A 14878-nucleotide genomic window follows, 5' to 3' on the forward strand; every position below is an offset into this window, starting at 1 on the left:
GACTACCCTCGTCGGCCTTGTCCGGTCAGGAGGCCGGTCACCTCCGCGGGGTCGAACCGGGCGGGTCGGAAGTCGTCGGCCGACGGCAGGCCGAGCCACTCCAGTCGTTCCCGGTGCTGCGGGTGAGCGGGGTCGCTGATGATGTCGACGAGGTCGGCGTACCCCCAGATGCCGCCGCAGTCCTCCGGAGGCGCGGCGCGCCGGCCGGCGGTGCAGCGCGGATACCCCACCGCCTGCCGGTCGAGGAGCTTCTCCACCACGATGTCGAGTTCCCAGTCGTCGCCGAAGTCGTAGCGGTACCGCACCTGAGCCCCGGCGTCCGGCGCGACCTGTTCCAGCGTCACCGGCTTCTCGGCGCGGTGGCCCAGTTCCCGGTCCGCGACGCCGAACGCGCCGTACGGGGTTTCGAAGACGTGCAGGTGGCAGTCGTCCCAGCCGAACGCCACCTGGATGATGCGGTGCAGTTCGGCCAGGTTGGTGTCGCCGGGGACTTCGAGGCGCCGCCAGATCGGTGGTTCGGCATCCCGCAAGCTGACCTTGATCTGATAGATCCTGGGCGGTCCGTCGGACTTCCTGCGCTTCGCCGGCATGCGGGGCGACGACGTCCGGCGCGGTCGCACCGGGCCGGGATCATGGGCGCCGTGCGGGTCTGACGGGCGGGTCGGCCGGGGAAGAACCGCCAGTCGGGCGCGCAGCAGCGCGGCCACCGGGTGGTAGCCGGGCCCGTCCGGGTCGTCGAGGTCGTCCAGATCGGGGCCGGTCTCCTGATCGTGTACGGCGCGGGCGTCCAGGGCCCGTTCCGCCTGCCGGCGGAACTCGTCCGGGTTCAGGTCCTCGGCGACGAGGGGCGCGCCGATCCGGCGGCTGTCCGCTTCGATCATGGTGGTGAGCCGGTCCAGTACCTCGCCCGGGAAGAGGGTGACGTCCGCCGCCGCGTCACAGTCGAGGTGATCGACGTGCACCAGGAAGGCGTGTGTGCGCCCGGACCGCTCGAAGGAGCACAGCAGCATCGACGCTCCGCCGGCCGGGTCGGCGTAGCGCCGGCACATTCCCACCGTGACCGGCTCGGACAGTTCCGACGCCCACGCCGGAGCGGGCACCCCGTCCGCCAGCAGTTGCCGGGCCGCGTCCACGGACCGCACGCGAGGCTCCACCGCGCCGATGGCGAGGAGTACGCCCAGCGAGGCCGGCGTGGACATCCGGGCAAGCGCCGGCACGATGTCCTCCGCCAGCGCTCCGATGAAGTCGTCGACGAGGTCGTTGACGGCCACGAGGTTCGCGCCGAACAACTCGGCGTCCAACGGGTCGTCGACGGCGAGGAGGTCAGCCGCGTCCGCGGCCAGGTCCTTGACGAAGGCTTCCGGGGTGAGGTCCGCGCCCGTACAGGCCGGGCAGTCGCATTCCTCCGGGCCGCTGGCCAAGGGCTCCAGGATGCGCAGGTCGGGCCGGCCGGAACCGGTGGCCGTTCGCTTCCGGCCGCGACGCACAGGGCTCATCCGGTCATCCTGCCGCATCGCCACGGCCGTCTCATCGGCCCTCACCCGCCCGGCGTACGCACCATGGGTAGCGACGTCGATCTATCATCGTGCGCGTATCCCTGACCGGCGGCGGAGGACGACGTGACCGATGACGCGAACGGCGTCCTGAACGCCGAGGTGCCGCACACCGCGCGCATCTGGAACTACTGGCTGGGCGGTAAGGACAACTTCGCGGCCGACCGGGCGGTCGGCGACCAGGTCCAGCAGCACCTGCCGGACATCGTCACGTCGGCCCGCGCCGATCGGGCCTTCCTCCGGCGCGCCGTCCGCCACCTAGTCGGCGAGGCCGGCATCCGCCAGTTCCTCGACATCGGCGCGGGCCTGCCCACCGCCGACAACACCCACGAGGTGGCCCAGCTGATCGCGCCCGAGTGCCGCGTCGTCTACTGCGACAACGACCCGCTGGTGCTGGCCCACGCCCGGGCGCTGCTCACCAGCGTCCCGGAGGGCGTCACCGACTACATCGACGCGGAGGCCCGGGACACCGCCGCCATCGTCGAGGCCGCCCGGCGGACGCTGGATCTCGACCGGCCGGTCGCCGTCATGCTGCTCGGCATCCTCAACTTCATCGGCGACGACGACGAGGCCCTCGGCATCGTGCGGCAGCTGATGGCGGCCGTCCCGTCCGGCAGCTACCTGGCGGTCGCCCATCCCACGCTGGAGATCAGGCCGGCGGAGTCGGCGGCCGCCGCCGAGCAGTGGAACAAGACGGCCACGCCACCCATCACGTTGCGCTACAAGGCCGACATGCTCCGCTGGTTCGAGGGTCTCGACCTGCTCGAACCGGGCGTGGTCACGTGCACGAAATGGCGCCCGGACCCCGGCGACCCGACCGCGGACACGGACGTCTACCAGTTCTGCGGAGTCGCCCGGAAGCCGTGACGCCTCGACGACCCGGGTGCCGGGACGGCCGCGCCGGCGGGCAGGGTTGCGGGTCTTTCGGGCCCATCCGCGGTGCTCGGGACGGCGCTCGTCGCGGGCCGGCGGCACGATGGTGTGGTGAACTCGGGTGCCGTCCTCACGCTCCTGGTGGGCCTGGGCCTGGTTTGCTTCGGAGTGGTGCGGTGGCGGCAGATCCGGGACCTGCGCCGGACCGGGGTGCGTTCCGTCGGCACGGTGGTCGGCCACGAGCAGGACGCCGATGACGGCTCGGTCTTCTCGCCGGTGGTCACGTTCGTCGACGCGGCGGGCCACACGCGGCGCTTCACGGCCGACCTCCGGGTCAGCTGGCGGGTTCATCCGGTCGGCGAGGAGGTCCCGGTGCGGTACCCGCCGGGGCGCCCGTACGCCGCACGGTTGGGCTCGACCACGCACGACGCCCTGACGGTCGGCGTGCCGCTGGGGGCCGGTGCCCTGTTCGCGGTGTTCGGGTTGCTCGGGTTGTTCTACGGGTGACGGCCCGGCCGGCGGGGTGCGTCAGCGCGGGTCCGGTTCCCTGCCGGTCCGCTCGACGCTGATCCATTCCTCGACGTCGTTCAGATTCCAGATCTTGCCCTGGGTGAGCTTCGCGACGGGTTTGGGGAAGTCGGGCCGCCGCGCCAGCTGGTAGACCCGCTGGCGGCTGACTCCGATCAGTTTGCGGATCTCGTGCGCGCCGACAAGGCGAAGGGATTCGCGGGGCATACACCCGACTATAGTCGTCTGACTATCGTGGCGGTGTGCCGACTTGGTGCCGCCGCGGGTCCCGCCGGTCAGTCGTCCGGGCCGCCGCGCAGCCAGTCGTACACCTCGCGGAACGTGCCGGGACCCGGGACGTGCCCGCCGGCGTACCGATGGCCGCGTGCCCCGGGGATGTGGGCGAGCAGCCACTGCGCGTGCTCGCCGGAGACGTTCTCGTCGTGTGTCCCGTACCAGACGCCGACCGGAACCGTGCCGTCCGGCATGGCGAAGCCCCAGGGCCGGGCGAACGCGATCGTGTCGTCGACCCAGCCGTCGTGGCCGTCGACGAACGTGGCCCGGAGCCGCGCCATGGCCGCCGGATCGTCCCGGGCCGGAGTCCCCGGCGGCAGTCCGGGCATCTCCGGGCCGCCGGCCTCGACCCGGGCCAGGATCTGGCCGGCGATCCGCTCGAGATCGGGTCGCAGAGTCCGTTCCTCCGGCGACTCCGGCAGCGGGGACGGCTTGATCCCGGAGAGGACGGCGCACCGGATCACCCGCTCGGGCAGCAGCGCGGCACAGGCCAGCGCGTGCGGCCCGCCGCCCGAGCCACCGAACACGGCGAACCGGTCCCAGCCCTGGGCGTCGGCGAGCACCCGGACATCGTCGGCGACGTCGGCGACGCTGCGCCCGGGGCGGCGGGTCGAGCCGCCGTACCCGGGACGGTCGGGCATCAGCACGCGGACGCCGGCCCGGTGCATGGTCTCGATCTGGTCAGGCCGCCGCCACCGGGTGCTCGGCGTGCCGTTGTGCGCGATGACCGGGAAGCCGTCGGCGGGCCCGTAGAGGCAGTACCGCAGGGTCCGCCCGCCGATCTCCACCGAGCGGTCAACGATCATCGAGCCATCCACATCTGTCGTGTTCCGGACACCGCCGCTCGATTCTGAACCATGGGTCGCCGGGCGGAGTACCTACGGGGGCAATCCACCGTGGACGGATCCGGGAAGGCCTCATGCGGAGAAGACCGAGATCGATTCGCTCGAAGATCATCTTGGCTCTGCTGGTGCCCGTGGTCGCGTTGATCGCGCTGTGGGCGGTCGACGTGAGCGCGTCGGTCACCGAGGTGACCGCGGTCCGGAACAGCTCGCACACCCGGGACAACGTCAGTCTGCCCTGCGACAAGCTGGTGGAAGCGTTGCAGATCGAGCGCAGCCGGTCCGTCGAGGTCCTGGCCGCGGCCGGTGGGGACGTCGCCACGCTCGGCCCGCAGCGGGCGGCCACCGACGCGGCGGTCGCCGAGTTCCGGAACCTGTCCCGGCGTTACCGGGGGAGCGGGATCTCGGCCGGCATCACCCGGGCCCGGATCGCCGACATGATCACGACCGTGGATTCGCTGGTGTTGCTCCGGACCCAGGTCGACGCCCGGGTGGTCAACCGCGCCGCGGTGGTGAGCGGCTACACCAGCATCATCAGCTACGCCTTCAGCGTCTCCACGGCGGCCGCCGCGTCCAGCGAACCGTTGGTGGAACGCGTCATGCGGACCACGGTGGCGATCCGCCGGGCCGGCGAACTGCTGCACCAGGAGGACGCGTTGCTGACCGGCGCGACGACGGCCGGCCGGTTCGGGCCCGGGGAGTATCGGCAGCTGACCGAGATCGTCGGCGCGTTGCGTTTCCAGATCCCGGTCGCCGGTTCCACCCTGCCGGCCGCGGACCAGGCGGCGTTCAAGAGCATGCTGAGCAGCCCGACGTTCGCGGCGCTGCGGGCGGCCGAGGACCGGATTCTCCGGGACGGCGACGCCGGGGGACCGGTGTCGACCACGCGGGACGTGTGGAAGGCGACGTTCAACCCGGCCGTCCGCCAGCTGTACGGCTTCCTCGCGAACGGCTACGACAAGGCCGTCGGATTCGCGCGGGCCGAACGCGACCGGATCCTGTTCCGCTTCGGCCTCTCCGGGGTGCTGGGGCTGGCCGCCATCCTGATCTCGCTGTACCTGTCGGTCCGGATCGGCGGTTCCGTGGTGCGACGGCTGTCCGTGCTGCGCACGGCGGCCACCGACCTCGCTCACCGGCGGTTACCCGAGATGGTCGTGCGACTACGCGCCGGCGAGCGGGTCGACCTGGACGGCGACGCGCTGCGGCTGTCCATGGGGGACGACGAGATCGCCGACGTCGGTGCCGCGCTGAGCGAGGTGCAGCAGAGCGCCGTCGAGTCGGCGGCCGCCGAGGCCGCCCTGCGGTACGACATGAACCGGGTCCTGGTCAACATCGCCCGCCGCAACCAGACGCTGATCGACCGGCAGCTGGAGAGCCTCGTGCAGACGCCGGCCGTGGACGCCGCCGGCGAGCGCGCGACGGCGCGGGCCGAACAGCTGGCGATCCAGATGCGCCGGCATGCCGAGCACCTGATGATCCTGGCGGGTTCCGCGCGGAGCCGGCGCGGCCTCGGCCCGGAACCGCTGGACCGGATCATCGCCCGGGCGGCGAGCGAGGTGGAACACGCCGAGCGGATCGAGCTCGGCCCGGTCGCGGACGCCGAGGTGCCCGAGGCCGCGGTCGCCGACATCGGCCACCTGCTCGCCGAACTGATGGAGAACGGCACCACGTTCTCGCCGCCGGACACCACGGTACGGGTGTCGGCACACCGGGTGCCGGACGGCGTCCTCGTCGAGATCGAGGACCACGGCCTGGGGATGTCCCCGTCCGCACTCGACGAGACCAACCGCCGGCTGGCCCGCCCGCAGGGCCTGGATCCGGCGCAGAGCGCACGACTCGGCCTCTTCGTGGTGGCGCTGCTGGCCGCCCAGCGGGGCATCCGGGTGGTGCTCCGGCGATCGGAGCACCGGGGCGTCACCGCGGCGGTGACGATTCCCGCCGAGCTGACGCTTCCGGTGGCCGCGACCGGACCGGCGGTGGGCGCGATCACCGGCACCCGCCGCTCCGACGCGGCCAAGCTGGTCGGCATGGCCGCCAAGGCCGGGCGGGACCGCGCGGACCGCGGCGCGGCGCCCCGCCACGCCGCCGAGGACCGATAGGGGCACGTTCAGCGGGGTACGGCGGCAGCGCTGGTGATCTCCGCGAGGAACGTCGCCATGAACCGGTCGGTGACCTCGGGGTGCCGCGCCGAGATGAGGTTGCCGTCGATCACCAGATCCGCGGTCGACCGCCCGGCGTACTCGACGATCCCGCCGGCGTTCTCGACGTCGCAGACGATGTTGTGGGCGCAGGTCACCCGGCGGCCGTGCAGCAGGTCCGGGTCCGCGCAGAACAACCACAGCGAGTGGCAGATCGTGCCGATCCGCAGGTTCGGCGTGGCCACCGCACGGCGGAGGAACTCGACCGCCGGTGCCTGGTTCCGGGCGCCCGGCCCGGTGATCTCCGCCTGGTAACGCAACCGGTCCATCGCGTACGCGCCGATCAGGATGATGCCGGCGTAGTCGGCAGGATCGGCCGTGGCCACCTCGGTCGTGACCGTGACGTGGTCGGCGACCGTACCGTCGTCGGGATTGCTGCCGAAGGTCAGCTCCGGCTGTCCCCACAGGTGCGACAGGTACTCCACCGCCAGGCCCTGTTCGGGAAAGTACCGGTTGAACGCGCGGAACTCGGTCTGGTCGAAATGATCCTCGATCAGTACGCCGATCTTCATCGTTGTCCCTTTCAGTCCCGGAGCCACTCGGCGGCCCGTTCGCCGATGACGAAGCAGGTGAGATTCGGGTTGGCGCTCACGTGTGCGGGCATCACCGAGGCGTCCGCCACGCTGAGGTTGTCCAGGCCGTGCACCGAGAGATGCTGGTCGACCACGGCGTCCGGGTCGCCGGAGCCACCCATCCGGCAGGTGCCGACCGGGTGCCACAGCGTCGCGGAGTGCTGCCTGATGTAGCCGAGCAGCGCCTCGTCGTCGTCCAGTTGCCGTTCGGTGAGCGTGTCGGCGACCCCGGCGGACAGTTCCGAGATCGCCTTCGAGGTGGCGATCTCCCAGCACAGCCGGACGCCGTCGAGGGCGATCTTCCGGTCCTCCGCCTCACCGTACGAATTGAGGAAGATCTCCGGCTGTACGTGCGGATCGCTCGTGGTCAGCGAGACCTGTCCCCGGCACTTCGGCTTCTGCAGCACGCTCATCACGCTGATCGGCCGGTGCGTGACGGGCACGTACCGGCTGACGAAGTAGAGCTGCATGTTGTTGAACTGCTCGGTGCCCGGGGCGGTGTAGCGGGCGATCACCTGCACGTCCGGGTCGGTGAGCTGGGTGACGCCGTCCTTCGGGATGATCCCGACCGTGATCTGCTGGTGCTCGATGAGGTTCGCGCCCACCCCCGGGCGGTCCAGCACCACCGGGATGCCCAACTCCTCCAGCTGCGCCGACGGGCCTACCCCGGAGCGCAGCAGGATCGTCGGCGTGTTGATCGCGCCGGCCGACAGGGTGACGTGGTTCGCGTACACCGTCTGCACCTGCCCGTCGACCTCGGCCTCGACGCCCACCGCCCGGGTGCCCTCGAAGAGCACCCGGTGCACCAGCGTGTTCGGCCGGACGGTCAGGTTCAGCCGGTGGCGGGCGGGATTGAGGTACGAGATGGCCGTCGAGACGCGCAGGCCGCCGCGGCGGTTCATCGGGATCGGGCCGACGCCGGTGCTGTCCGGATCGTTGTGGTCGGCGACGTAGCCGAAGCCGTGGTCCAGGCAGGCGTCCAGAAAGGACTTCTGCAGCGGAACCAGCTCGTCGTGCTTGAACCGGACGAACGGGGTGGGCCCGTCCGTACCGTGCAGCGGTCCCTCCACGTCCTGGTCGCTCTCGATCCGGCGGTAGTAGGGGAGCACCTTGTCCCAGGACCAGTCGTCGTTGCCGAACCCCGCCCACTCGGTGAAATCGGCGGGTAGGCCGCGCAGGGCGATCGCGCCGTTGACCGCGGAACAGCCGCCGGTGACCTTCCCCCGGGCGTACTCCATGGTCCGGCCGCGGATCGCCTCGGCGCGGTAACCCCAGTCGTGGTCGACGACGGACACCGTGGCCGCGGAGGCGAGATCCGACGGGAGCAGATCCAGGTCCGGGAAGTCGGGACCGGCCTCGAGCAGTAGCACGGACCGTCCCGGATCTTCCGACAGCCGGCTCGCGAGGATGGTGCCGGCAGATCCGGAGCCGACGACGATATGGTCGTAATTCATGGCGTACGCCCCCTCGTATCGTCACCGAACGTAGCAACGGGGTCGCGCGCTCAGCGGCGTTTCCGGCATACGGACGTCAATCCGGCCGTCGAGTGATAGCCGGAATCACGACGATGGTCGATGCTGGGACGGGTGAGGTGTACCCGCGTGCCCGGCGTACCCCTCGCCGTGTCGGTGTTCGTCGGCGTACCCCTCCTGATCGCCGTCTTCGTCCGGTTTCCGGCGACCGCCGGCGCGGGTCTGGTAGCGGCGTGCTCGGTGTGGTTCGGCGTGCTGATGATCCGTGCCGCCGCGGCCGGGCGATCGCGCGGACCGCGCCTGCGGGCGATGGCGCTCGGTGGCGGCGTCCTGCTCGCCGGGCTGAGCAGCGGTGCCAGCGGCGTGGCCGCACTGGTGGCACCCGGCGTTCTCGTCTCGGAGGTGCCGTTGCCGGCGGAGATTCCGCTGGTCAGCCTGTTCCTGGTCGCCGGGGCCTACCTACCGGCGATCCTCCGCCCGCACCAGCGGCGGGAGCCACTGGCGCGCCTGCGGGTCGGCCTGGACACCGTCGGCGTGACCTCCTGCCTGATCTTCCCGCCCTGGCTGCTGCTGTTCGGCACCGGCGAGCGGCGCGGTGCGGCGATCACCGCACTGATCCTGGGCGGTGCCGTCTCGGCGACCGTGGCGGTGGCGGGCGTGCACGCGATCCGGCAACGAGCGGCGCTGCTGTGGTGCGGTTCCGGCGCGGCGCTCTCCCTGATCGGGCTGACCGCGCTGGTCATCGCCATGGACCTGCCCGGCGAACCGAACGCGGCCATCGCCGCCGTGGCCGCCGCCGCCGCGATCAACGTCGCCGCCGCCGTGCTGTGGCACGGATCGGTCCGGATCAGCCCGGATGCGCGTCCCCTCCCACCCGCCGGCAGCGAGGCCTCCGCCGGGTTCCCGCTGTTCGCGCTGCCGGTGCTGGGCTCGGCCCTGGCGGCCGTGTACCACCTGCTGCACGGCGGCAGCCTGGACGCCATGTCGATCGTCCTGGGCGTCGTGGCGATGACGGCCGTGGCGGGCCGGGAATGGACCTCGGCGATCGCGCTGCGCAGGCACGCCGACCACCTCGACGCGCACGGCAACCGGCTGCGCAGCCTGGTGTTCGGCGCCACCGACGTGGCCATGGTCCTGGACGCGGACCTGGCGGTGCGATGGCAGTCGCCGGCCGCCGCACGCCAGTTCGGACTCTCCGATCAGGAGGTGCTGGGCCGGTCCGCGTCCGCGCTGGTGCATCCCGACCAGGCGGACACGGTGCACGCCTACCTGACCGCGCGGATGGCCGCGGCGCCGCCGCCCGGGGACAGCGTGGTGGTCCGGCTGCGCGACGGCTTCGGCCGGTGGCGCGAGACGGAGTGGACGACCAGCGGCGCCGACCCCGCCGAACCCGGCCGTACCCTGGTGGTGCACGTCCGCGACGTCAGCAACCTGCGAGACCTCGAACAGGCGCTGCACCAGGCCGCCCACCTCGACCCGCAGACCGGCCTGGCGAACCGGGAGGGCTTGCGGCGGGCGGCCGAACTCACCGGGGACGCCGGCGTGGTTATCGTCATCGAGCTGGGCGGGCTCACCGCGATCGGCGACGTGCACGGCGCCGACCTCGCCGAGGCGGTGGTGGTGGAGGCCGCGCGGCGGCTGCGGAGCCGGGTGGACAGCACCGACGTGCCGGCCAGGCTGGGCGAGACCCGGCTCGGCGTGCTCACCCGCAGCGGTGCCGTCCGTGCGCACCTGCTCGCCGGCCAGGTGCTCAACGCGCTGTCCGCGCCGTACCCCGTGGTCGGCAAGGTCTCCCACCTGAGCGCCTGGGCCGGCCTGGCCGACATCACCCGCGACGCCGGCATCGACGAGGTGATCCGCCGCGCCGCGCTCGCGCTGCGCTCCGTGCGGTCCGGCCCGCCGGCCTCCCTGGACTGGTACGAACAGGAGATGGAGGCGCGGTTCGTCCGCCGGTCCACCCTGGAACAGGACCTCCCCGGTGCCGTCGCCCGGGGCGAACTCGACCTGACCTACCAGCCGATCGTCGACCTGTCCGCCCGCCGCCCGGTCGGCGTCGAGGCGGTGCCGGCCTGGCGGCACCCCACCCTCGGCCCGGTCCCGGCCGGCGAACTGCTGGCCCTCGCCGGCGACCTCGGCCTGCGGACCCGAATCGGGCACTGGGTGCTGCACCGCTCGTGCCGGCTCCTGGCCGACTGGCGCCGGCGGCACGGATCCCTCTGGCTGGCCGTCACCGTCGGCCCCGCCGAACTGGCCGCCCACGCCTTCCAGGCCGGCCTGCACCAGGCCCTGGCCGCGTACGGCATCCCACCGTCGGCGCTGGTCGTCCAGGTCGCCGAAGAGGACCTCCGGGACACCCGCGACGCACCACCCCGGTCACCCGCCGAGGACGTCGGCGTCCGGCTCGGTTCGCTACGCGCCCAGGGCATCCGCACCGCGGTCAGCAACTTCGGCGCGGGACCCACCTCGCTGAGCCGGCTCCGGATCCTCCCGATCGACCTGCTGATCATGGACCGGGAGGTGTTCGGGCTGCCGGACGCCGCGTTCGGCCACGGCGGGGCGGTGATGGACGTGGCGGTGGGATTCGGGCGGCGGCTCGGATTGGAGGTGATCGCCAACGGGCTGCGGACCCCGGAGGATCTCGACGTCGTGCAGGCCGCGGGGTGCCGGCTGGGGCAGGGCGAGTTGCTGGGCCGGCCGATGCCGGCGGAACGTTTCGAGGCCTTGCTGGAGCAGCATCGGGACGCGCCCTCGGGAAACAACTGACCGTGTCCCCCGCGAGATCGCATACCGTGACCGGCATGGCTACCGAGTCGTCGTACACCGTCGCGCCTCTCAGCCTGGACACCTGGGCCGCCTTCGACGCGCTGGTGCAGCGGCACAACGGCATCTTCGGCGGCTGCTGGTGCATCTGGTTCCACCCGGACGGGCCCGAGCGCGGCCAGGGCGCGGAGGCCAACCGAGCGCTGAAGAAGGCCTACGTCGAGCAGGGCAGGGCGCACGCCGCGCTGGTGATGGACGGCGACGAGGCGATCGCGTGGGCCGAGTACGGCACCCCGGCCGAACTGCCCACCATCCACCACCGCAAGGAGTACGACGCCACCAAGACCGCCGACCCGGACTACCGGATCACCTGCGTCTTCGTCGACAAGCGCCACCGGCGACGCGGGGTGACGGAGCTCGCGATCACCGGTGCGCTGGACCTCATCGCCCAGGCCGGCGGCGGGCGGGTGGAGAGCTATCCCCACGACCTGACCGACCAGACCAAGAAGATGTCGTCGTCCTTCCTTTACAACGGCACCCGCCGACTGTACGAGCGGCTCGGGTTCGCCTACGACCGGCCGAAAGGGCTGAAGAACTGCGTCATGGTGAAGACGGTCGAGCCGGCCTGAGGCCGGCCGCGAGAGCCGACGAGGCACGCTGATAGGCGATCTGGTCCGGGTCGCCATGAGCCCGTGGACCTGAGTGCCTCCCCGCCGACCGAAGCTTCTCGGCTGCAAATTGACACGAATCGCCGTGCTGATCGAAGGCCGAAACCCTCGTAGATTGAGAGCGTGAAGCTATAACCAGAACCAGGACAGGCCTAGTTGGTCGCTGGCCTCGATAGATTGGCCGCTAGGCGCGAAGAGTGACACACCAGACGCCGTGGAAACTTGTGCGCTTCAAATCTCCGCTGGGCGGCGAAGAGTGCCTCACAAATGGCCGTCACGGAGACAGTAAACCGGTGCCATACCACGGATTCGAGCAGCGTTTTCTGCCATGTTGGTGGAAATTGACCGTCTGTCAAATCGACAATTATATGGCGGACAACGCGTACGTGATACATGACCGGCTGGCGGTCGTGGCCTTTTTGGTCAGTGCCATGTGATCTCGGAAAGAAGGCCTTACTGGTACGGCCGAATGGCGGCGCTATCCGCCATTGCGCGCTCAACCTCTTCGACGGCTGCCTCAAGCGACACGTGCTCCCATAGGCGCACGACGTTCCAGCCCGCGGCTGTCAGCGCAGCGGTCGCGGCGCGGTCGCGCTCTACTGTCCGCTGCAGCTTTGGGCCCCAGTACCAGTCGTTTACTTTGGGCTTGCGACCATGCAGCGGGCACAGGTGCCAGAAGCAGCCGTCAACGAAGACGGCGATCCGCTTTCGGGTGAAAACAATGTCCGGCCGCACCCGCGTACCGCCCAGATCGAGGCGCAGATCCTTGCGGAAGCGGTAGCCGCGCTGATGGAGTGCCGCTCTCAGACGCATCTCAGGTCTCGTGTCGGTGCGCCTGTTCGCCTGCATGTTGCGGGACCGGCCCTCGTTGAGAGGGCGGGGATGACGGCCGGTGATCCAGGCCTGTTCGCGTGGGCCGTGAGGCATGGGACCACTGTGCCCAGGTCTGACGGCAGATATCCACTATCAAACTTGGGTGCGGTGCTGGCTCGCGTCAACGCCCACGAGCGCTGCTGCCAGTATGCTGCCGGTTAGCTCACTTTTGCCCGGCTCCGGGCTTCGGCGAAAGCGATGTGGCGGTCGTGATCGTCCTGCCCCCGGAAGGCCCTCCATGCGCCCAGGCGGTAGGTCGGGCGCCCACCACGGGACTGCACCTCAACAATGAAGTCCAGGGCGATGGCTTCTATGCGCTGGATGATCTTCTCGATGCTCATCGTACTGCCAAGCAGCTGCTGGATGCGCTCGGCCGTAAGCGCTTCGTCGCGGTCGCGCAGTAGCCGATACACCTCGTCATGAACCCGGCGCGGTGCCGGAATTGTGGAAGGCTTCTGCTTCTTTCCCAAGGCCTGGGCGATGGAGACACCGACCGCACGGGCCACGGGTGGCGGGAATGCGTTGCCAATCTGCCGGTAACGACTCGTCTTCCTGCCCTCAAAATCCCATCGGTATTCCTCGCCGAGCCAGCCCTGAATGCGTGCGACCATCTCGACCGTGAGCTTGGGCCCCCTGGGATGGTCTTCGATCTTCCAGTCTTCGCCGGGGGCCCTGTCTGCCAGGCCATGCCCGTCAGTCCACAGCTCGGCCCAGGCTCGCTTCGCGCGGGTTGGACCTAGATCAGCGCCACCGTGCTTCTTGCTGCCGCCTACGATGGTCGGAGCGATTCGATCGGCTTTAGCCATCCACCTGGCCAGGTACTCCTCGCTCCAGCCGTTCGCTGCCATTAGGTCACCCAGAACACCACTGACGGTACGAGTGACGGCCGACTTCTCCGGCCAAGCGAAATAGTCGACATACTCCGGGCGCAAGGCGACGAGGATCATTCGCGGCCGAAGCTGCGGCACACCGAAGTCCCGAGCCTCGAGCAGTTCCCAGAACGCCGTATAGCCCAGCGTGGCGAAGCGATCAACCACCGCCTGGCGATAGCCGGCGAACCGAGCGTCATTGAGCCCGCGCACGTTCTCAAGCAGCACTGCCTCCGGCTGCATCCGGCCTGCGGCTTCGACCGCCCAGGCGAACAGGTCACGCTCATCGGCGGAGCCCAGCTGCCTGCCGGCCACTGAGAACGGCGGGCAAGGCACACCTCCGGCCAGTACAGCCGCCTTGCCGGTGAAGTCTTCCGGCTTCCACACTGCCTCATCGGCGACATCGCCCACCCGCACCAGGTCGTCGACGTCGTCATCAGGCTGAAGGCGCTGCAGGTTCGCCGCCAGGGTGGCCGCCGCCGTCGGATCTAGCTCCACGGCAAGTTCGTGCTTGAAGCCTGCCAGGTGCAGGCCGAGAGACTGCCCGCCCGCGCCAGCGCAAATTTCTACGACACTCAGGTCAGTCACTGCTCTCCCAGTCAGTCTCGGCGCCCATCTGTGGCAAGCAGCCCTCTAGGGCATCTTGCAGCATTAACCCGCTGGCGTAGCGATAGGGCCACGCACTTATGAAACGTGTCGCAAGTAGCGCACGGTTAGGGGGGGCGCACGCAGAGTGGCAAGACCCCGTGATGGGACCAAGGGCACTGCTGTACGCCTCCCTCGAGACCGGCCGGTGCCTACTGCTCACCGAAACGATTCGCGAACGCCTCGCTCCCGTCAAGTCATGTCGCTCGGCTGGACCCGTCTGTCAGAAAGGCGAGACCTGTTTCGGCTCCGGCGTGAAGTGGCTTGTGTCAGGTGCGTATCTTCTCGGTCGATCGTCAGTCGGCTGCGCTGCAGCGTTGCAAGGATTGTCACGAATTGGGGTTGTCCGAGAGCGCATGGCGAACCGCCCTAATGCGCGCCCACTAGCCCGCCGCCGGCTCATCAGCCAAACCCTATGCCAACGCTGCGGTCAGCGGCCATGTACCTAAGGTGCTGATCTCCTTCGTCAACACGGCGCGCGACATGATGGGTGCAACGGCGGCAGGTATGCACCACTGCCCTCGGCCGACCTACCTTTGTGGCATAGGCGCGTGGCTTCGGATGCTGTCAGGGCGCTCGGACTTCGTGAGAGGCAGGTGGCGCGGGCTTACGCCCGATTGCGCCCTGAGCTTCCCCCCGGGATGTGGACACCGGGTTATGCCGCGCTCTGCTGCAGCGTAACGGTTTCCAGGGTTCGTTCGTAGTCGGCGGGGCTGCGGTAGCCCAGTGCTGAGTGGCGTCGGCGGTGGTTG

The 14878-nt window shown here is 70.3% G+C and carries 12 protein-coding genes; 5 read left to right on the forward strand and 7 right to left on the reverse strand.

The annotated features are described in order from the left end of the window. Positions 1–2: 2 nt before the first annotated feature. Complete coding sequence (locus tag LDL48_RS29630) at positions 3–1496, reverse strand: plasmid pRiA4b ORF-3 family protein (RefSeq protein ID WP_225258525.1); 1494 nt, start codon at positions 1494–1496, stop codon at positions 3–5. A 123-nt stretch (positions 1497–1619) separates the two neighbouring features. Here LDL48_RS29630 and LDL48_RS29635 point away from each other — a divergent pair, with 123 nt between their 5' ends. Both LDL48_RS29635 and LDL48_RS29640 read left to right on the forward strand, forming a co-directional pair. Further along, complete coding sequence (locus LDL48_RS29635) at positions 1620–2420, forward strand: SAM-dependent methyltransferase (protein ID WP_225258526.1); 801 nt, start codon at positions 1620–1622, stop codon at positions 2418–2420. Between the two features lie 117 nt (positions 2421–2537). Next, positions 2538–2933, forward strand: a complete 396-nt coding sequence (locus tag LDL48_RS29640) for a DUF3592 domain-containing protein (protein WP_225258527.1) — start codon at positions 2538–2540, stop codon at positions 2931–2933. 21 nt (positions 2934–2954) lie between these two features. On the opposite strand, the gene LDL48_RS29645 is transcribed toward LDL48_RS29640, so the two are convergent. Together LDL48_RS29645 and LDL48_RS29650 are read right to left on the reverse strand one after the other, a co-directional pair. Continuing rightward, positions 2955–3161: a helix-turn-helix transcriptional regulator gene (locus LDL48_RS29645; RefSeq protein ID WP_225258528.1), complete on the reverse strand. Its 207-nt coding sequence runs from the start codon at positions 3159–3161 to the stop codon at positions 2955–2957. Positions 3162–3229: 68 nt separating this feature from the next. Next, entirely contained in the window at positions 3230–4033 is an 804-nt protein-coding gene (locus LDL48_RS29650; RefSeq protein ID WP_225258529.1) for an alpha/beta fold hydrolase, read from the reverse strand. 152 nt (positions 4034–4185) lie between these two features. Between LDL48_RS29650 and LDL48_RS29655 the strand changes: the two genes are divergently transcribed. After that, positions 4186–6168: a sensor histidine kinase gene (locus LDL48_RS29655; protein ID WP_225258530.1), complete on the forward strand. Its 1983-nt coding sequence runs from the start codon at positions 4186–4188 to the stop codon at positions 6166–6168. 8 nt (positions 6169–6176) lie between these two features. Here LDL48_RS29655 and LDL48_RS29660 read toward each other — a convergent pair whose 3' ends face one another. Continuing rightward, positions 6177–6779 carry a DJ-1/PfpI family protein gene (locus LDL48_RS29660; RefSeq protein WP_225258531.1) on the reverse strand — a complete coding sequence of 201 codons (603 nt, stop codon included), beginning with the start codon at positions 6777–6779 and terminating at the stop codon, positions 6177–6179. Between the two features lie 11 nt (positions 6780–6790). Further along, entirely contained in the window at positions 6791–8293 is a 1503-nt protein-coding gene (gene mftG, locus LDL48_RS29665) for a mycofactocin dehydrogenase MftG (protein ID WP_225258532.1), read from the reverse strand. Between the two features lie 147 nt (positions 8294–8440). Here mftG and LDL48_RS29670 point away from each other — a divergent pair, with 147 nt between their 5' ends. Continuing rightward, positions 8441–11074, forward strand: coding sequence for a GGDEF domain-containing phosphodiesterase (locus LDL48_RS29670; protein WP_225258533.1), 2634 nt, complete (start codon positions 8441–8443; stop codon positions 11072–11074). 35 nt (positions 11075–11109) lie between these two features. Further along, complete coding sequence (locus LDL48_RS29675; protein ID WP_225258534.1) at positions 11110–11700, forward strand: GNAT family N-acetyltransferase; 591 nt, start codon at positions 11110–11112, stop codon at positions 11698–11700. 492 nt (positions 11701–12192) lie between these two features. Here the strand turns inward: LDL48_RS29675 and LDL48_RS29680 are convergent, their stop codons facing one another. Both LDL48_RS29680 and LDL48_RS29685 read right to left on the reverse strand, forming a co-directional pair. After that, entirely contained in the window at positions 12193–12666 is a 474-nt protein-coding gene (locus LDL48_RS29680) for a very short patch repair endonuclease (protein ID WP_225258535.1), read from the reverse strand. 104 nt (positions 12667–12770) lie between these two features. Then, a complete protein-coding gene (locus LDL48_RS29685; RefSeq protein ID WP_225258536.1) occupies positions 12771–14069 on the reverse strand; it encodes a DNA cytosine methyltransferase in 1299 nt (432 codons plus the stop codon). Positions 14070–14878 lie beyond the last annotated feature (809 nt).

This window comes from Jidongwangia harbinensis, from assembly GCF_020216025.1.
Taxonomy (GTDB): Bacteria; Actinomycetota; Actinomycetes; order Mycobacteriales; family Micromonosporaceae; genus Actinoplanes; species Actinoplanes harbinensis.